This window comes from Bacillus sp. MT94, from assembly GCF_058792475.1.
Genome location: NZ_JBXAEZ010000001.1, coordinates 997,915 through 1,018,097 on the forward strand (window position 1 = coordinate 997,915; position 20,183 = coordinate 1,018,097).

Consider the following 20,183-nt stretch of genomic DNA (forward strand, 5'->3'; position numbering starts at 1 on the left):
TAGTATCGCAAACAAAAACTACAAATTTTAAAACGGATCTTCGTACGAATCTATTCCAAAAGAGAGGAGATAAGTATGCAAAAACTCCAAACGAATAAAGGCGCTCGATATATGATGATTGCTTTTATTGTTTTGTTTCTTATTATGATTTTGCGTATATTCTATATTCAGGCAGTAGGAGTCGTGCATAATGTGAATGTAAAGGATCTCGCGAATGAACAACATAATAAAAAAGGTGTTTTAGAAGCGAATCGTGGCACTATCTATGATCAAAGCGGAAAGGTGTTAGTACAAGATTCTACAACGTATCGAGTTGTTGTGAATTTAAAAGGAAAAGATAAAGTGAAAAATAAAGATGAAACCGCACAACAATTAGCCGATGCGCTTGAAATTGATAAAGAAGAAGTATTAAAAAACTTTCATGAAGGGCGTACGCAAGTTGAAATTGGGAAAATTGGTCGGAACTTATCTAGGGAAAAGAAGGAAAAAATTAATGATTTAAAAATACCAGGTGTATCTTTTATGTCAGAAAAAGCAAGAGTGTATCCGAATGAAGACTTTGCATCCTATATACTTGGTTTTGCTAGACCAGATGATAAAGGGAATACGGAAGGGAAGTTTGGGCTTGAAAAGAGTTTGGATAAATATTTGCGCTCTACAAACGGAAATATAGAATATGTGGGTACACGAAGGGGAATTCCGCTTACAAATGATATAGGTAAAGTAGAACCAGCTAAAAATGGGAATAACGTATATTTAACGCTTGATAAACAAATTAATAGTTTTTTAGAAGAAGCGATGAACAAAGCGCAAGAACATTATGATCCTTCTATGTTAATTGGCATTATTGCTGATCCAAAAACAGGAAAGGTTTTAGCGATGTCTAGTAAACCTAGTTACAATCCTAATGTAGGTGATATCGAATACTTTTTAAATGACCCGATTGCAAATGCATATGAACCAGGTTCAACAATGAAAGTTTTTACATTAGCAGCTGCCATTAATGAAGGTGTATATAACGGAAAAGAATATTTTCAATCTGGAAAATATTCCGTTGGTTCATCTGATATAAAAGACCATAATGGTGGATTTGGATGGGGATCAATTACATTTGATGAAGGATTTGAAAGGTCATCAAACGTAGCTTTTTCTATTTTAGAAGATCAGTTACTGAAACCAAATAAATTTAAGCAATATATGAATAAATTTGGATTCAATCAAAAAACAGGGATAGATTTACCTGGAGAAAGGAAAAATACTTTATTATTAAATACACAAATTCAACAGGTTACAACTTCTTTCGGTCAAGGTTCTACAGTAACTCCGATTCAATTAATCCAAGCGGCTACTGCTATAGCAAATGACGGGAAAATGATGCAACCATATATCGTTGATAAAGTTGTAAATCCAACAAACAAAGAAGTTATTATGGAAAATCAACCGAAAGAAATTGGGAATCCGATAAAAAAAGAAACAGCGGACAAGGTTAGAAGCTTAATGGAGCGTGTTATAACATCTTCAAAAGGAACTGGTACAATGTATAAAGTGGATGGTTATCCAATTGGAGGTAAGACAGGAACAGCACAAATCCCGAATCCTGAAAATGGTCGATATATGGAAGGGAAAGAAAATTACATTTTCTCCTTTTTAGGAATGGCTCCAATTGACGATCCGGAGTTAATCGTATACTTAGCTATTAAGCAGCCAAAGTTAAAAGGAGATGAGTATGGAGCTCAGCCTCTTGCTGAAATATTTAAACCTGTTATAAAAAACAGCCTTGAATATTTAAAGGTGAAACCGTATACAGAAAAACAAATAGCTGATGCAACGGAAAAATCCCAATTAAAAGTGCAAAACTATGTGAATCAATCCATGGATACGGTAGAGAATAATGTAAAAAAAGAGAAACTCCAACCGATAATTTTAGGAGAAGGAAAAATAATAAAACAATATCCACAGTCTGGCGAGGTAATAAGTGAAGGTGATCGGATATTTTTATTAGGGAATAACGCACAAATGCCAAATGTAAAAGGGTGGTCCATGCGTGATGTTATGTATTTCTCTAAACTTTTGAAATTAGATTTGAAAACTTCTGGTACGGGTTATGTAACGAGTCAAAGTATTGAAAAAGGACAAGATTTACAAGAAGGAGATACACTAGAACTAGAATTAGAACCGCCGTTACAACCGTTAACAGAGGCGAATACGAATTAATCCAGGCATTTGGAAGGAGCTATATGCAAATAGCTCTTTCTTTAGAGTTGCGAGTAATTTCACGCACCGTAATTTTCAGAAAAAATAATAAATAAAAGAACTAACAGTGACACGTTGTTAAATATCTGATTATTGTTTATTTACAGTTAAATGTATATGTGATAATATGGAAAAAATAAATGCAGTGAAGAGAAGAGTAAATAAAATGAATTTTTCACAGAGAGCTCCATGTAGCTGAAAAGGAGTAAAAATTCTTTATTGAACCAAGCCTCTGAGCAGCACATCGGAACCTATTATTAGGGGATGGTGTGACGGGAGCTCCCGTTATAGAGCTATGGTATAAGCATGAATTAGAATGCAGTACCTGATAAGGTTAGTATGGTGACATATTAACAAACTAGGGTGGCACCGCGATGATAAATCTCGTCCCTAAGATTAAAAGTCTTGGGGGTGGGATTTTTTTATTGTTGTAAAACAATTTTGAAAGCGGGGGCCAAAAATGAAAAATTTTCTTAAAGATTGGAAATATCCTTTATTACTACTGTCCGGTGTTGGTATTGCGAATTTAGGGGCATGGATTTACTTAATAGCACTGAATGTACTTGTCTATCATATGGGTGGCTCAGCCTTAGCTGTCGCTACTTTATATGTAATAAAACCATTAGCCACTTTATTTACAAACGCTTGGTCTGGGAGTATGATTGATCGTTTAAATAAACGGAAATTAATGATTCACCTCGATATATATCGTGCGTTATTTATCGCTATTTTACCTTTACTTCCGTCACTTTGGATTGTTTATGTATTCGTATTCTTTATAAGTATGGCCAGTGCAATTTATGAGCCAACTGCTATGACGTATATGACGAAATTAATTCCAGTAGAGCAAAGACAACGTTTCAACTCATTACGTACTTTAATAGGATCTGGTGCATCATTAATTGGACCAGCAGTAGCGGGGGGATTATTAATTGCAGGTACACCAGAGTTTGCTATATATATGAATGCTATAGCATTTCTCTTATCAGGATTCATTACATTACTTTTACCTAATCTTGATAAGAAAGAAGCTTCGGATACAACAAGTAATACATTATCTCTTACAGTATTAAAAAAAGATTGGAACACTGTTATAAATTTTAGTAGAAAACATGTGTATGTCGTATGTGTGTATTTCTTATTTCAAAGTATGTTCGTATTAGCAACTGCTACTGATTCACTTGAACTATCGTTTGCGAAAGAGGTATTACTACTAACAGATAGTGAATATGGTTTTCTAGTTAGTATAGCTGGTGCAGGATTTATTTTAGGTGCCATAACAAATACAATTTTGTCAAAGAAATTAGCACCTTCATTTCTAATTGGAATAGGATCATTATTCATCGCAATTGGTTATTTAATTTATGCTTTTTCAAATATATTTTTAATAGCTGCTATTGGATTCTTTATTTTATCTTTCTCTATGGCATATGCAAATACAGGCTTTTATACGTTTTACCAAAATAACGTTCCCGTTCATATAATGGGACGGATCGGAAGTATATATGGACTTGTTATTGCGTTAGTAACAATCTTTATTACAATATTATCTGGTGTTGCGACTCAGTTCATTTCTATACAACTTGTAGTTATTGTAGGTTCATTAATCATGTTATTTATTACTATCGTCTTGTGTGTGTTTACTTTATTCCCATCACAATCTAAGTTGTATTCTACTGAATCAATAAAGTGAAACTTTAATCAGGGGGGCATCCCCCACTGATTATCAGCCCTCACCAATCGGGCTTTTACGGGCAGCAGGGTCCCCACTTAACTTCTTTGCTTTCGCTGAATTTTGAGATGGGGGTCCTACTGCCCACAAATAGCGGCATACATTCGAAATGAACTTTGTGTTCTCATTAACAATTTATCGTATTTAATAAAAGGGTTCTTTCCCCTTTATATGGAAAAATTAATAAGGGTAAAGAACAATACCGAAAGACAAGGGTGGTTGTCGTGATAAAAACAAAAGATGAAATTAATAAAATTGTAAAAGAAATACAAAAGAAAATAGATTTCTCTGGGGTAGTTTTAGTAAAAAAAGAAAAAGACTTAATCTATGAAAAAGCAATGGGTTACGCAAACCAAAGTGAATGTATAAACAATACGATACAAACAAGATTTGGCATTGCTTCAGGATGTAAAATTTTCACTGCAATTGGCATCTGTCAAATTGTTGAAAAAGGTGTTATTTCTTTTCATACAAAATTAAAGGATTGTCTAGAGATAAAACTTCCAAACTTCGATGAAGATATTACAATACATCAACTACTAACGCATAGCTCTGGTATACCAGATTATTTTGATGAAAGTATTATGGATAACTTCGAGGATCTTTGGAAACAAACACCTATGTATCTATTAAAGAGCTTAAAAGACTTCTTACCATTATTCCAAAACAGTAATATGATGTTTACACCTGGGAGTAAGTTTCACTACAACAACGCAGGTTTTATCATACTTGGATTAATAATAGAAGAACAGACGGGACTTAAATTTACGGAGTATATAGAAACAAACATTTTTAATTCGATTGGCATGAATGATTCTGGCTATTTTTCGTTAGATAAATTACCAAGACATACAGCTCTAGGATATATAAAGGACGAAACCAACCAAAATTGGAGAACAAACGCTTACTCTATACCAATAAAAGGAGGGGCTGATGGAGGTGCATATGTTACTGCACCAGACATGTTGAAATTTTGGGCGGCACTATTTAATAATGAAATTTTAGGAAAGGAATATACAAAGTTACTTTTAACTCCCCACATTCATGTAAATGATAAACAGTCTTACGGATATGGAATATGGATTGAAACACGAGAAAACAAGGTATTCAAATATCATGTAATGGGATATGATCCAGGCGTCAGTTTTCGCTCGGCCATATATCCAGAATTAGGAATCACTTTAGTTATTCCATCGAATAAAGGGGCAGGACCTGAAAAATTAATGACAGAAATAGAAAGAGCTTTTTAATTATATGGATATAAAAGAAGAGATACGAAAATAATTTAAACGGGTTTATGATTGTTTCTGTTCTGAAAAATATTTTAGTTAACGAGGAACCCTTTATTTATTAAATAAGGGGTTTTTGTAATTCTGCACAATTACATATGTTTATATGGATTTTTAAATTAAAAAACATTACTATATAATTGTAAATTTAAATTATTAATTCATATGAAAGGATGTGTTAACAATTTGTATATGATCAACGGTAGTTTGTTTATTATTTTAGGGGTTATTTGTTATTTAATTGTACGTGGAATATTAATTGGTACAAAAAATAAAAAACATATGATTTGGTGGAAAGAAATAATAAGTTTTTTATTCGTGGTCTACATTTGTATGGTTGTTGCAGTAACTTTATTCCCTTTACCAATCGGTTTTCCTTCTAATATTGAAAATCTGAATCGCTCGGTCAATATAATTCCATTTGCATCAATTATTAAAGACATCAATCAAATTGGTAGTGCTTATGATGGGGATGCCCTATTTATGATTGGTCTAATTGTAAGAAATGTAGGCGGGAATATTTTATTATTAATGCCTTTAGGATTTTTAGCACCAATTTTATGGGATAAATATAAAAAGTTCAAAAATACTATTTTATTGGGATTTACTATATCAGTTAGTATTGAATTGCTACAATTAATTCAGTCTTTATTTAGTGGAGTGGGACGTATTACTGATATTGATGATGTGATCTGTAATGTTATAGGTTCTATTATTGGATATTCTATTTATAATATCTTTTTAAAAGCCATTAATAAATTTAACATTCGAGTGTTGGGTAAAACTAATTCTAAAGGTGTGGAATTAGTTGATAAATAGGAGTTTAAACGAGTTATTAAAGGCGTACGAGTAAAAAGTACGTCTTTTTATTTTTATAAATAATGCTTAAGGCTGATGAGAAATCACATTTTCCATCTTACACTTGAAAGTAGCTATCGTATTTCAAGTATGGAATGAAAAGAGGAGAATATAATTTTTAAAGATAAACAAGTTTATAGGAGGATTCTAAATGGATATTTTACTTGTTGTTCTTATTATTGTTTTGATGCAAAGTAAAGAACGAAAAGTGAAAATAAACCGTATTTGTCTCATTCCGGCTTTGTTGTGCTTTGTAACAATCCAGTCCATTATTCATATGGGACAAATAACTTTGCTGCAAGGACTACTGTTTGTTGTAATGCTTGGAATCGGCTTAGGTCTTGGAATTATACGAGGAAGAGCTTTAACATTTCGAGTAGATAGTGAAACAGGTCATGTACTACGAAAAGGAAATTGGGTAAGTACAATAATCCTTCTTATTATTTTAGGAGCAAAAATTATAATTAAACAAAGTATGTTTTCTGGTAGTACACACCAGACATTAATGGTTGTAACAAACGCCTTTTTATGTATTACATTAGGCACCGTGATTAGTAGACGTTATTATATTTGGAAAAAATATAATGAATTAACACAAAAAGCGTAAATACATTCATCCCTTGTTTAACATTGCTAAGAACGGTAATACTAATTAACATTGAACTTTTACAACAAGGGATGATAATATGATATACATTTACACAGACTTCGGCGGTACTCATACAACTTCACTTGCTGCAGCGTATCATTTAAATAAATTACCAACGGATCGTAAGTTAACGAAAGAAGAAATTTTGAATGTAGATTACTTTAATAAATTGAAAACAGAAGATATGGGAAAAATTATTTTTCATGGAATTGATGAACATGGTCATCCTGTATATACGATTGGATGTGGCGCGTCAAAAGTTGTTGTACCTGCGATGAAGCATTTAGGAGAAATCTTGCAAAAACATTATCAAAGTCATGAAAAAATTATTTTTTCTAATACATCACCAACTGTACCTTTACCAATGACTTTTGGTGGTCTGTTTTCTAGAAGGTTCCATATCGATTTTATTGGCGTACCGTTACTCGTATGGGGAGCAAAAATTTGCTGTGATAATATACAAAGGCTTGTTAGTTATACAAAAGAAGCTGGAAGATTAACGAATGATTATGTTGTAATTTTAGATAATGAAACTTTTAAATAGTATATGATAAGAAGAAAATCGAGCAAATTCCTTGATTTTCTTTTTTATTTGTGAAATAGACAAGAAATAGTCACATTTAATATACATCTACTATAGCCAAAACAATAAAGTCCTGTTACTATTACAGGGATATTCTCTTTTTATAACATAAATATATAGAAAAATTAGAAAAGAGGAATTGAATTAAGGGAGGAACAACATGAAGCGTGTTGCTTGGATTACTGATAGTACAACTGCGAATTTAAAAACAGAAGGAGATAACTTTGTTATCCCAATCGAAGTTATTATTGATGGAATGTCGTACAAAGATTGTGAAGAAGGTGTACGTGAACGTGTTTATAATGCGTTAAACGAAGGTAAAACAGTCACTACTTCACAACCTAATATTGGGGAAATGGTAGAGTTATTTACGAAATGCAAAGAAGAATATGAAGAAGGATTTGCAGTTGCTATTAGCGGAAAAGTAAGTGGAACCTATCAAAATATGAAGCTAGCTGCAGAAATGGCAGGTTTTCCATTAACGGTATTAGACAGTGAAACAACAAGTTATCCAATGGATGAACTAATTAGAAAAGCGAAATCGTTATACAATGATGGTATGACTTTACAAGATATACACAAAACATTAGTAGATGAAAAAAGAAGACCTTTCCACGTATTCCCGAAAAGTTTAAAAGGCCTTTATGCAAGTGGTCGTGTAAAGGGCATTCAATTTTTACTTGGAAGTTTATTAAGTGTTAACTTAATATTAGAAGTAAAAGGTGGAGAGCTTTTACTTGAAAAGAAAGTTCGTAAAATCCAAAAATGTCGAGAATATATTAAAAATGAACTTGAAAAAGAATTACCAAAAGTACTTCATATGTTCCATGCTAATGATAAAGATGGAGCCGAAGAATGGATTGCAGATATTAGACAAGCATTCCCTGAAATGGATTTCAAATTATATCCATTACCAATTTCATTTGCGGTTCATGCAGGTGAAGGTACAATAGCAATTAGTTATTAAAGTAAAACCCGTGAATTATTCACGGGTTTTTTATTTAATTAAAACAAAATGGGATCTCGACATATCTCCATCGAACTTAGTAATATTGCATTTTTAAACCATTGCTCAGCTAACCCTATGCAAATTTACAATTTTTAATGTCAACACTTCAAACTTGACATACTTATTGAGAAAGAGTGAGAATGAAAATATAACACTTATCCGATACATTCAGGGGTTATTAGTATTGGATTTATTTTTAAGGGGGATGTTTAATGAAACCAGAAATAATTATCAGAAATTTCTTTAAAGAAGTGCGTTCAGGGAGTAATCCGGATTTTTCAAATCGATATATGGCAGATAAAGTATTGGCACATCAAGTTATATCTGAAGAGGAACAAACAGTATATAGATCGCCAAAAGATTACGCTGAGCATGTAAGAGAGATGGTTGAAGTATATGGGAATTTCTCTTTAGAAATTCAAGAATTATTAGTACAAGATAGTAAAGTATATGTACGCTGGAAACAAGTAGGTACACACATAGGAGAAATAGATGGGTATGAACCTACAGGTCTCCCTATAATTCAAATAGCAAGTGCAGTGTATAGAATAGAAAACGGGAAAATTTCAGAGTATTGGATTCAAATTGATAGATCAGGAATTCAAAATCAATTAGAATACAATAAAAATATTCAATAAATTATCTTTAAGAATAATAGGAAAAAGCATAAAAACAAGATTTTTAAAACGATTATTTCTGTTACATAAAGGATACAAATCAATGTACTTTTTTACTGAAAGATTCATTCAAATTAATAAAAAGAGAGCTTGTTTTAATAAATCTTTTAAAATATGCTCTCTTTTATTGTTTCTATGTGTACTGACATCAGTTTGATGTAACATTATTATACAGTAACAAGAAATATAGGCATCTGTTTATGAACCAAAAAAATAGCGACAATGGTTCATATGGTTTAAATTCGGTATACGCTAGTTAATAATGAAAATAATAAATTGTAGAAATATATAATAGAATATTCGCACTAATATTTATACAGCTACAATCTATTTACATATAAGGTTATTAGGATTATATTGAAAATGAAAGAGAAAACAATAGATGGAAGGGGATGTTTTTTATGTTTAAAAAAGCAGCACTAGGGATTTCATCGTTAGCAATCACAGCGTTCGTCGGATTAGGAATGGCAACAGAAGCTTCAGCTGGACCAGCAGCACCACTTACTTCACTAAACGTCGTACAAGTAGAGTCTGAGCTAGGCGGGGTAGAAACAATTAATCAGAACAGCTTCAGCACATCGCGTAACCACGGGGGAAAATACTTATATATTACAACGAAAGAAATGGGCTATGGCCAAAACCCATTTGCTAAAATGAATGGTTCTAATGTAAAAAGTATTGATTCCACTATAATTGGCGGAAGACCAATCGTTGGCTGGTATTATAAATGGGATGCTTCTGGACACCAACAAGGAACTTTTGAGTACCAAAAGACATCTATAAATGCACCATTTAATACAATGCGTACATCAATTTATATCCAATAATTTTGAAAGCGTTCGCACATGTAGAATAGTAAAAAAGGTACTTCTAGGAGTACCTTTTTTTGATTTGAATCACGTTCATCTATATTTACAATCCTGATTTCACAGCAAAAATACTTACCATAAAACAAAATCCTTAAACGTCTATAAAATTAATATGAACGCGTAGTACAAGTCCGCTACAGTTAAAGTACGAAACTTTACATATTTCAACTCAATGAAAAAGGGAGAAACTGCAGTACTTACGCCGCAGTTTTAAATTCATCCATGAACTCACAGTTTTTAGATATATAGACATAAACGTACTACCTGCTACTCTTTTTTAAATTTAAGATTAAAAAAGAGTAGCTAAACTTATATAAGCTTAGCTTAATGGGTATGTGGCGGAACTTTAAAATTAATTACATCTTTTTCATAGCATAAATAATTTTGTATAGGGAGATGAAAGGATTTTTTAAAATAATAAAGAAGTATGTATAAACAAATATATAAATGGTAGTGATTAGGATGAAAATCAGTAAGTTTGCAGAAGTAAATAATGTAAGTGTAGATACGATTAGACATTATATGGACCTCGGACTCGTTATTCCCGAGAAAAAAGGAAGTCACTATTTTTTTGACGAGTATTGTCAGAAGGATATAGAACTTATATTAGAGTACAAATGGCTAGGGTTTAGCTTGTATGAAATTAAAGAACTGTTTCTTTATAAAAATTTAGGGAAATCCTTAGACTATGAAAAGGATAATTTTTATCAATCTTTATTTAAAGTAAAATATGAAAAGATTGAACAAGAAATAAAAACTTTAGAGGAACGAAAATGCAAATTAAAGGAAGCGTTACATAATTTATCTATAGAAACTGAAATTTCGAGTTCAATTTTAGGGATAGATTTAAAAGTACTTCATTTATTTAAATGTGTTAAGTGTAACGGAAATTTAATTCTTGAAGATGGCATTATTAATAAGAATCAAATTATTGAGGGAAAGTTAACTTGTAATTGTGGTGAAGAATACACGATTATTTCAGGGGTTTTAACAGCTGGCAACTCAGTGAAAGCGTATGAAAAGAAATCACTTGAAGATTCTATTTCGGATTATATTCATGAAACTGATACTGCTTTTTTGGAAAATGTTCAAAGAGGAGGGGAATGGGCGAAAAAGAAACTAATGCAATTAGATTTAAATGAAAAAATACTACTTGATTTAGGGTCTGGTATTGGGTTCTTTTTACGAAATATTTATGAAGAACTACCGGAAGAGTGTTTATATATTGCTGTTGATCGAGATTTGAATAAACTTTTACTTTTAAAAGATGTAATTGAGAGAAGAAATGTGAAAAGAAATATTGTATTTATCTGTGCCGACTTTCTAAACATACCTATTCAGAATAATTCTGTTGATATTGTAATTGATCAATCAGGTACAAGTAATTATAGTTTTGAATATGAGGAGTTCTTATTGTGTGAATTAAATTCCCTTTTTAAACACAATTGTTATTTATTAAGTTCATTTATTTTATTTAATAAATTCAGCATAAATAGCCAAATTGCACCTAGACTCAGAGAGAATTTTACATCTGCAAAAGTAACAAAAGAAATCGAAAATTTACAGTTTCAATCTATTGATGAAAGTACTTCAAATTATTTGATACGAGGGGGAAGGTACGAGGATTTCTTTGTTCAAGGAGAAGAAATTTATACATATTCATTTTTCGGAAAAAGATGGGGTTAACCCCATCTTTTATTTATTTCCCCTTAAAACTTTTCAAATAGTACATATTGCTATTGGGTTGACCCAAGAACTTACAATGTACGTAACACAAAGTTAGGTAGGGGGAAAAGTGATGGGAAGTTTACGATTACATATAGAAAATAAAAAAAGAAACCAAGAACTAAGAAATATGTGTCTCTATTCATTCGGGAAAACAGTATCAATATTTGGTAGCTCTATTTATAGTTTTGCATTAGGATTATATGTTTTACATATAACCGGATCAGCATTAAATTTTGCCATTACGCTTATTTTAGGAACTATTCCGATGATTGTTATGAATCCATTTGCTGGTGTAATTGCAGATAAAGTTGATAAAAAGAAATTGGTCATTTGTATGGATTTACTAAGTGGAAGCTTATTAATTACTGTTTATATATTTAGCAGTAATTATGGATTAGACTTATTTACCATTTATGCTACTACCTTTCTTATAACGATATTTACAACATTTTTTGGAATAGGATTAGAAGCTGCAAAACCAAATATCGTCTCCAAAGAGAGGCTAATGAGTATTAACTCTATAAGTAAAATTATCGATTCTATATCTTTAATTCTAGGTCCTATGTTAGGTGGTATTGTTTTTGCAGTCTTTGATATTAAAATTTTTATAATTATAAACGGTATTTCATTTATCCTTTCGGCTATTTCCATATTATTTATTAACTTTAAATTGTTTGAGCAAAACATAAATGAGGAATGTTCAATTAGAAAAATTAATTTTATTGAAGATATAAAGGAGGGATACTCTTACTTAATGGAGCGGAAAAGCTTAAAAAATACGTTCAGTATTTTAATTTCACTTAATTTCTTCTTAGGGTTTGCTGTAACTGTTCCATTGCCATACATTATTAATACAGTTCTCGATCTTGGTTCTAAACAATTTGGTATGATTCAAGGGACTTTTCCAGTAGGCATGATAATTGGTGCGATTTTAGTAAAAAAGATAACCGATCGTTTTTCTTACGCTTATCTTTTGAAAAAGTTAAGCTTTATGTTGGCGGTTTTTATGATTATTTCAGGAATTCCAGTTTTATTCAAAAGTTTTGAGGTAAATGATTTTGTATACGTTATTACCTATTGTGTTGTTATGTTCTTTTTAGGACTAATTATAGTGCTTATTGATATACCTATAGCTTATTTCATGCAAAAAGAGATTCCTGATGAATATAGAGGGAGGGTTCTCAGCATTGGATTAAGTATAAGTAAAATGATGCTTCCTATAGCAATGGCGCTATCCGGTCTATTATTAAATTATATTCCAGCCTACATGATTACAATTGTAGGGGGAATCTTATATTTAATAGTAATTAAAGTTTCATCGAATTGTTTCATATTAGAAGTTCATTCGAAAGATTATAGCGCTTAGTAGATCTTAGATTATTTATATAATGGATACTGCTACATTTTTCAAGATAAGAAATGCAAATACTATAAAATGAAAAAATCGGCTGATTTCCCATGAACAATTTTGAAAAGATTACATATTCGTTTTGGAGACTACTTTAAAATTGTAGGTTGAGGGGGATGAATATCGTTCTAAATACAATAAGAAAATTTAACTTTGTTGATTGACCTTCCCCTTACAGGAAGCAGTATATTTAAAATAATTAATTACAGGAGGTGAGTGTTATGCTTTCAATTGGAGAGTTTTCAAAAATATCTCATCTTACAATGAAGACGCTGCGCTATTATGATGAAATTGGGCTTTTAAAACCAGCTTTCATAGACGCTAAGAATGGATATCGCTACTATGATATTTTCCAATTAGAAATAGCTTTATTGATTACACGATTAAAAACTTATTTATTTTCGCTGGAAGAAATTAAGGATATTTTAGAAAATCGGGAGAAAACTGAATTGCTTAACTCTAAAATGAAAACCAAACAAGAAAATCTAACACAGCAGATAACATATTATTCTTCTTTATTAAAAAAATTAAAGCGTGATATTCAACAATTAGATGAAGAGGAAAGTATCATAGGTTACTTAAATCATATTGAGATTAATCTTGTAAATCACTTAACCTATAATATATCATCTCAGCGAAAACAAATTAATACCGTTGATTTCCTAACACACTTTAATGAGTTGTTTAGTAAAATTTCATTTGAAAATTTATTACCTATTGCAAAACCACTTGCTATTTTCCATAGTTCAGAATATGTACCTGAAAATTATGATGTGGAAATTGCGATTCCCCTTGCAGAAGCCACAAATAAAACAAAAGTGTTTAATCCCGGTCTTTGCGCAATGGCTACGCTTATTGGTTCTTACGAAGAATTACCTTTTATTCATACAAAGCTACACGTTTGGATTGAAGAAAATAACTATAAACTGAATGGAGCTCCGTTTGAAGTTTATAAAACGAATCCTTATAGCACACAGGAGGAGAATAATATCATAGAAGTTTATTTTCCTATAAAATGAATAAAGGAAGGAGCGTATCACAATGTATGGTATAAACCGGCCAACAATAAAAGAAAAAATATTAATTTTAGTTACTGAGATTATCTATCTAATCATTGCGTATTACTTACTTTTCATTACTTATTTCAAACCAGGCATTTCAATAGGGCTGTTTATAGCTTTGATTATCACCGCTTTACGATTAACGGCTATGATGTTTATATGGTTGCCTAGAGGGATTTCATGGCAAGAAGCCATTATGAACAGTATTGCTTTTGGAATTTATTATTTAGGTTTTCCAATCTTAATGATTACTAGTAATCAGGATCCTAATTTAATATTACTTACAATAGGTTGGATATTGTTTTTAGGAGGAAGTATGTTAAACACAGTTTCAGAGCTACTTAGAAAATCCTTTAAAGACAATCCTGTAAATCAAGGTAAGCTATATACATGTGGTTTATTTAAATATGCGATTCATATTAATTATCTGGGGGATTGCCTTTGGGTGTTAGGTTTAGCATTTATTGCTAGCAATATTTATAGTTTATTTATACCTCTAGGCCTGTTCTTTGTATTCGTTTTTGAATATATTCCAAAATCTGATGGTTACTTACAGAAAAAGTATGGAGAACAATTTACAGTCTATAAACAGAAAACAAAAAAATTAATACCGTTTATTTGGTAAATCAGTTTCATAAATTATAAAAAGCGCAGGATCAGCATCCTGCGCTTTTCTATCGTAATTCAGCGGTTTTTCTAATGACAATCTTATCAATATCATCTTCTTCATCACCAATAAATAATCCGCGTTCTTTTAAATATGCCTCAAAATATAAATCTGCTTCAGCGCGTTCGTCATATGGCTTTACAGAGAGAACGAAACCTAATTTGTTTTGTTCTTCTAAGTGAGAAGTGGAGATGTAAGCCGGTACATTATGGCGTAAAAAGAGTTCTTTAACCGGAATAATCATATCTTTCATTAATTTCGTTAGCATACCCATTTCAAACTCGAAATTAAAGCGATCTATACTAGATAAATCAGCGAATACTACACCGATAAAACCTGTATTAAATACTTCTTGATATTCTACATCTTCATCATGGCCGCCATAAAAATTCTTTTCGATTAAATAATTTACAAAATAAGCAACGCCATCACTTTGTTCAAATGGTTTCGTTGAAAGAACAAAACCAATTTTCTTTTGTTTATGTAAATACACACATGACATGTATGCTGAAATGTTATGTTCTTTAAATAAAGCACTTGTTGCTCCAGAGAGACCATCTAGTACGTGATGAACAATTTGAAGTTTTTTACGAGCGAAATAATAGGATTTCTTTTGTAACTCCAATGTATCAATAAAGACAGAGCCGATAAAGCCTGTATTTGAAATAATAGGTGCTTGCTTTTTTCTTCCTCTGCGCTTTAATGGAGCCATTGTTAAAATCATCCCTTCATGTACGTTTAAAATAAAAAAGAACGTTTGTTCGTATATTTATATTTTACTATTAAAACGCTATAAAGTAAAGGGTTTTTGATGAAAATATAACAAAAAAGACACCTTATAAAAGGTGCCTTAAACGCTGTAAGGGATAGGGTTTACCCTAACTATTTATATTATGATACAGAAACAATCTCTTCTGTATCTTCTACATCTAAATGACAGTCCATAGTACGAACATCTTGATCTTCATGACTTCCGAAATAAATAGTAATTTTCATATGTATCGCTCCTTTATTCTAGGAATACCTAAAATAATTACTAGTAATGTTAATATTTATTATATACCACTTTTTTCATTCCGACAACGTTATATCATTTTTAATTATTTTAAACTATAGAGCACAATTTAAAGAGGTACTTTTTATAGAAAATGGTAAATTTCTAATATGTTATATTTAATATAGAAAAATTCGAGTGTTACTTTTTATGAAAAGGAGAACTATTGATGAATTATAAACAACTACTACTAGATAACTTTGCATTTAAAACTTCATATGTTGCACAATTTGTGCCCGGAATGAGTATAAAAAAAACGAAAGATTATATTGCTGTTGATTGTGGATTACCTGCCGATACATTTAATATCATCACTCTACTAAACAATAATTTAACGGAAGGGATCGAGAAATTATATAAAGAGGTAGAATACTATTATCAAAGAAATTTTCCAATGAGTGTTTGGTTATGGGATGAGGAGCAAGAGCGGGATATAAAAAGTGAGTTAATTAAAATCGGTTTAAAAGAAGTGGAACAGAATATTGCGATGGTAGCAGACTTAAAAACAATTTCCCCAACAATAAACATGCCAGTAAGTTTTACTATTCAACAAGCATCTTCACCTGGACAAATAAATAAATTTGGAGAAACGTTAGCTAATCTATTCGGCACATCAGAAGAAGGTATACATGTACAAGCATTCTATAATCAAATTTCTAATCTTGATATATGTAACAGTGAGAATATGAAATTATTTTTAGGGTTATATGAAGGTGAAGTCGTAACTGTTGGTTCATTGATATGTTCAAAAGATAGTATTGGTATTTATGACATAGCAACTAAAGAAGGAATGAGAGGACAAGGGTTCGGATCTGCTATGTTCAATTTCCTGCTGCAAGAATCACATAAATTTAAAAATACGTATTGTGTATTACAAGCTTCACCCGATGGAATCAATATTTATAAAAAATCGGGATTTCAAGCTATCGGCAAAATGACTGTATTGGAAAATCGACATTTAATTGAGTAAATCATTCAAGTTAAATCGTCTTTATATAGGAGCTTATAAATCGTTATGAAAAAGATATATCTCGTTACAATAATTTGTGCCTTTATAGTAATAAGTATCTTTGTTTTTCAGAAAATAAATGAACATAAGTATACTAAAGCTATTAATCAATCAAATCATATAAAAAATATCGCACATAGAGGTGCTTCTGCATATGCGCCTGAACATACAATAGCAGCATATAAATTAGGACAAAAAATGAATGGAGATTATATAGAAATTGATCTCCAAATGACAAAAGATGGGCATTTAGTGGCAATGCATGACGAAACCTTAAATCGTACAACAAATGGTACTGGGCTAGTGAAAGAGCATACATTAGTAGAAATAAAGCAACTAAATGCAGATTCTTTTTTCAACGAAAAACATCCGAACTTAGCAAAGAAAGAATTTGAAAATGCTAAAGTCCCAACATTAACAGAAATTGTTGAAACGTTTGGGCAAAATGCGAACTATTATATTGAAACAAAATCACCTAATGAATATCCAGGAATGGAAGAAAAATTATTAGAAATTATTAATCACTACGAAATACAGGATAAAGTTATTATTCAATCGTTTAGTGAAGAAAGTCTACAAAAGATTCATAGCTTAAATAGTAATATATCCTTAGTACAATTATTACCTTATAAAAAAGCAGTTCAATTAAAAGAATTAGAGATAGAAAAGTATAAAACGTACTGCATAGGTCTTGGTATGAATTACAAATATATTGATTCAGATTATGTAAATAAAATAAAGAAAAACGGATTAGAAGTTCATTCATTTACAGTAAATAATGAAAAAGATATGAAAAAGTTACTTTCATGGGGAGTCGACGGGATGTTTACTAATTATCCGGATCGTTTACATTCAATATTGGATTTGAAAAGTCATGAATAAGAAGTGTTATTCATAAAAGGGAAATTTACACAACCTATATATTAGGGTTATCAATGTAAGATGGCATGTTGCATATAAAAAGAAAATACCAAAAACCGCAACTGGAAGACCTGGCTTGCGGTTTTTTTATTGCTTCGATTTCAGTTTACAAAGTTTGAAGCTAGAAATGTAAATCTATTTAGATGAATTAGCTTCTTATATATTTGTACTTCGTATCGTTCTAGGTATATGTACAACCCATTAGACGAGTTTTGCATATGATAATAGAAAAGGAGATGTTGCATATTGAAATACCAAACTAGAAACGTAAATAATCTGAATAAATTAGCGGATAATACGAAAGCTGCAGCTTTTAAGTGGTATCAGTACTGTATCGACAATGGAATTGAAGTATTAATTTATGAAACAATCCGTACAGTCGAGCAACAACGTGAATATGTTCGTAAAGGAGCATCACAAACGATGCGCTCATATCACTTAGTAGGACAGGCATTAGATTTTGTTCCAATTCAGTCGAATGGTACAGAAGATTGGAATGGCTATAATAAAGAACCGTGGGCTTCAGCAATTCGTTATGCTAAACAAATTGGTTTCGAATGGGGCGGTGACTGGAAAGGATTTGTGGATAGCCCGCATTTGCAATATAACTACAAAGGGTATGGAACGGATACTTTTGGAAAAGGTGCTCAAAACGTAGTGACTCCTCCCACGTCGAATGATAATGTAGGGGTTGCTTATATTAACGGTAGTAATGTAAATTTACGAAAAGGACCTGGTACTGGATATGGCGTTATTCGTCAATTAGGGAAAGGAGAGTCCTACAAAGTATTTGGACAATCAAATGGCTGGTTAAATCTAGGTGGCGATCAGTGGGTTTATAACGATCCATCATACATTCGTTATACGGGAGGAAATGTACCAGCAACTTCACAATCATCAAATGATGGTGTAGGTGTAGTTACTATAATCGCGGATGTATTGCGTGTTCGTACCGGCCCTGGAACAAATTACGGCATTGTGAAAAACGTGTATCAAGGTGAAAAATATCAATCGTTTGGATATAAAGATGGTTGGTATAATGTTGGTGGAAATCAATGGGTTTCTGGTGAATATGTTACGTTTGTAAAGTGAAAATAAGAGCCGTCCAGTTGGGCGGCTCTTTATTTTAAATATTCATAGGGCGAACACTCATAATATCATTCGTGATACATAGAGTATAATTTTTCATTCTAATAATCAGAAAGTAATCAAAATGTAATTAATTTCAACTACGCTTTTTATATTTTTTTGATACACTGGCTACGAGGGGGATACCAATTAAGGTGGGTAAAAACCAAAACCATATTGGCGGAAGTAAATTTAAAATGGGAATATGGATGCCGATATTTACTAAAAGTGCGGTGACTGCACCAATATAAGAACCTAGCATACCTCTAATGTGGTGATGGAGCCAATTTTTCCAACGTTTTTTTCGTGCAAGGTATCCATAAATCGCAAATGAATAAGAGAAGATTGCTACATAAAATAAATATGCGATTTTATCCCAGTTGATAATGGATAATATTATTGCCGTAAGGGTAATGACAACATAGGATGCATGATATATTTCGCCCCATTCGGTATGTTTTCCTTTCTTCTTTTGGGCAACCATCGCTACAATACCAGTGATTAAGCATATTGTTCCAAATAGGATGTGTATGGTTAAAAGAATGTTAAAAATGCTCATAATAATTCCTCCTTTTTTATTTTTATAGTATTGCAGTATAGGAGAAAAGTTGAAAAATATAGTTAGTTCGGCTTAATATATTGAAATAAAGGTACTCCTAGAACAAAACCCAATGATTTAAATATTTAGTGAGATGATTATTATGTTAAATGAAGGAGAGACTTCTATGTTTACATCTATTACATATTTACAATCGGGCAATGAGAAACAACAAAAAATATATGATGTTTTGAATAGCCTAAACATAATGGAGGATTTAGCTTTATATAATCCCGTTCTTTGCGGGACAATCCCTATAAGAATTGATACTCCTCAATCTGACTTAGATATTGTAATGGAAGTATATAACTTTGATGTTTTTGAGCAGGAAATGAGATCTTTATATGGTTCTTATGGAGGGTTCAACATAAAAAAGAAAAAAATTAAAGGTACTGAATCGATAAAGGTGAATTTTGAATTCGAAGGTTTTGAATTTGAATTATTTGCTCAACCGAAGCCAGTGCGTAATCAAAATGCATATAGACACATGATAGTGGAACACATGCTATTAATGCAGCATCCCCATATAAGGGAAGAAGTTATTCGCTTAAAGGAACAAGGTTTAAAAACAGAACCTGCTTTTGCTCAAGTATTAAATATTGACGGAGATCCTTATGAAGAACTTATTTTATTAGGGCAGGAAATGAAATTGTGGTAAATAAGATACATAAAAAAAATCCTCCAAAAACA

General features: G+C 31.5%; 19 protein-coding genes and 1 other annotated feature. Of the genes, 17 read left to right on the forward strand and 2 right to left on the reverse strand.

What is annotated here, in order from left to right; translation table 11 throughout:
* Window positions 1-75: 75 nt before the first annotated feature.
* The 13 genes from AC1Q51_RS04840 to AC1Q51_RS04900 all read left to right on the forward strand — a co-directional run bounded on the left by AC1Q51_RS04840 (window position 76) and on the right by AC1Q51_RS04900 (window position 14,741).
* Complete coding sequence (locus AC1Q51_RS04840) at window positions 76-2,214, forward strand: penicillin-binding protein (RefSeq protein WP_161114297.1); 2,139 nt, start codon at window positions 76-78, stop codon at window positions 2,212-2,214.
* 175 nt (window positions 2,215-2,389) lie between these two features.
* Window positions 2,390-2,648, forward strand: a binding site (T-box leader).
* A gap of 65 nt (window positions 2,649-2,713) precedes the next feature.
* The gene (locus AC1Q51_RS04845) at window positions 2,714-3,946 is read left to right on the forward strand and encodes an MFS transporter (RefSeq protein ID WP_097923833.1); all 1,233 of its coding nucleotides are present in this window, start codon (window positions 2,714-2,716) and stop codon (window positions 3,944-3,946) included.
* Between the two features lie 263 nt (window positions 3,947-4,209).
* Entirely contained in the window at window positions 4,210-5,235 is a 1,026-nt protein-coding gene (locus tag AC1Q51_RS04850) for a serine hydrolase domain-containing protein (protein ID WP_305926191.1), read from the forward strand.
* Between the two features lie 225 nt (window positions 5,236-5,460).
* Window positions 5,461-6,093 (forward strand): VanZ family protein, encoded by a 633-nt coding sequence (locus AC1Q51_RS04855; RefSeq protein WP_061660852.1) that lies wholly within the window; start codon window positions 5,461-5,463, stop codon window positions 6,091-6,093.
* Window positions 6,094-6,283: 190 nt separating this feature from the next.
* Window positions 6,284-6,739, forward strand: a complete 456-nt coding sequence (locus tag AC1Q51_RS04860) for a CcdC protein domain-containing protein (protein WP_090977932.1) — start codon at window positions 6,284-6,286, stop codon at window positions 6,737-6,739.
* 79 nt (window positions 6,740-6,818) lie between these two features.
* On the forward strand, window positions 6,819-7,325 hold the full coding sequence (locus AC1Q51_RS04865) for a DUF3189 family protein (protein WP_000639421.1): 507 nt from the start codon (window positions 6,819-6,821) through the stop codon (window positions 7,323-7,325).
* 199 nt (window positions 7,326-7,524) lie between these two features.
* Window positions 7,525-8,331 carry a DegV family protein gene (locus tag AC1Q51_RS04870; RefSeq protein ID WP_000831926.1) on the forward strand — a complete coding sequence of 269 codons (807 nt, stop codon included), beginning with the start codon at window positions 7,525-7,527 and terminating at the stop codon, window positions 8,329-8,331.
* Between the two features lie 254 nt (window positions 8,332-8,585).
* Window positions 8,586-9,011, forward strand: coding sequence for an ester cyclase (locus tag AC1Q51_RS04875; RefSeq protein ID WP_053564321.1), 426 nt, complete (start codon window positions 8,586-8,588; stop codon window positions 9,009-9,011).
* Window positions 9,012-9,451: 440 nt separating this feature from the next.
* Window positions 9,452-9,877 carry a DUF4879 domain-containing protein gene (locus AC1Q51_RS04880; protein ID WP_000472916.1) on the forward strand — a complete coding sequence of 142 codons (426 nt, stop codon included), beginning with the start codon at window positions 9,452-9,454 and terminating at the stop codon, window positions 9,875-9,877.
* A gap of 504 nt (window positions 9,878-10,381) precedes the next feature.
* Window positions 10,382-11,605, forward strand: a complete 1,224-nt coding sequence (locus tag AC1Q51_RS04885) for a MerR family transcriptional regulator (RefSeq protein WP_098235447.1) — start codon at window positions 10,382-10,384, stop codon at window positions 11,603-11,605.
* Window positions 11,606-11,717: 112 nt separating this feature from the next.
* Window positions 11,718-13,013 (forward strand): MFS transporter, encoded by a 1,296-nt coding sequence (locus tag AC1Q51_RS04890; protein WP_098394394.1) that lies wholly within the window; start codon window positions 11,718-11,720, stop codon window positions 13,011-13,013.
* A 263-nt stretch (window positions 13,014-13,276) separates the two neighbouring features.
* Window positions 13,277-14,074, forward strand: coding sequence for a MerR family transcriptional regulator (locus tag AC1Q51_RS04895; RefSeq protein WP_492331403.1), 798 nt, complete (start codon window positions 13,277-13,279; stop codon window positions 14,072-14,074).
* Between the two features lie 22 nt (window positions 14,075-14,096).
* On the forward strand, window positions 14,097-14,741 hold the full coding sequence (locus tag AC1Q51_RS04900) for a methyltransferase family protein (RefSeq protein WP_090977925.1): 645 nt from the start codon (window positions 14,097-14,099) through the stop codon (window positions 14,739-14,741).
* Window positions 14,742-14,790: 49 nt separating this feature from the next.
* On the opposite strand, the gene AC1Q51_RS04905 is transcribed toward AC1Q51_RS04900, so the two are convergent.
* Window positions 14,791-15,495 carry a hypothetical protein gene (locus AC1Q51_RS04905; protein ID WP_000035355.1) on the reverse strand — a complete coding sequence of 235 codons (705 nt, stop codon included), beginning with the start codon at window positions 15,493-15,495 and terminating at the stop codon, window positions 14,791-14,793.
* A 511-nt stretch (window positions 15,496-16,006) separates the two neighbouring features.
* On the opposite strand from AC1Q51_RS04905, the gene AC1Q51_RS04910 reads away from it, so the two are divergent.
* From AC1Q51_RS04910 to AC1Q51_RS04920, 3 genes are all read left to right on the forward strand, one after another.
* Window positions 16,007-16,807: a GNAT family N-acetyltransferase gene (locus AC1Q51_RS04910; protein WP_139213302.1), complete on the forward strand. Its 801-nt coding sequence runs from the start codon at window positions 16,007-16,009 to the stop codon at window positions 16,805-16,807.
* Window positions 16,808-16,852: 45 nt separating this feature from the next.
* Window positions 16,853-17,728, forward strand: coding sequence for a glycerophosphodiester phosphodiesterase (locus AC1Q51_RS04915; RefSeq protein WP_161114298.1), 876 nt, complete (start codon window positions 16,853-16,855; stop codon window positions 17,726-17,728).
* A 285-nt stretch (window positions 17,729-18,013) separates the two neighbouring features.
* Window positions 18,014-18,859, forward strand: coding sequence for an SH3 domain-containing protein (locus AC1Q51_RS04920; RefSeq protein ID WP_065228924.1), 846 nt, complete (start codon window positions 18,014-18,016; stop codon window positions 18,857-18,859).
* Between the two features lie 133 nt (window positions 18,860-18,992).
* Here the strand turns inward: AC1Q51_RS04920 and AC1Q51_RS04925 are convergent, their stop codons facing one another.
* Window positions 18,993-19,454 carry a DUF2306 domain-containing protein gene (locus tag AC1Q51_RS04925; protein WP_053564312.1) on the reverse strand — a complete coding sequence of 154 codons (462 nt, stop codon included), beginning with the start codon at window positions 19,452-19,454 and terminating at the stop codon, window positions 18,993-18,995.
* A gap of 166 nt (window positions 19,455-19,620) precedes the next feature.
* Here AC1Q51_RS04925 and AC1Q51_RS04930 point away from each other — a divergent pair, with 166 nt between their 5' ends.
* Window positions 19,621-20,151 carry a DUF4269 domain-containing protein gene (locus AC1Q51_RS04930; RefSeq protein WP_000495197.1) on the forward strand — a complete coding sequence of 177 codons (531 nt, stop codon included), beginning with the start codon at window positions 19,621-19,623 and terminating at the stop codon, window positions 20,149-20,151.
* The last annotated feature ends 32 nt before the right edge of the window (window positions 20,152-20,183 follow it).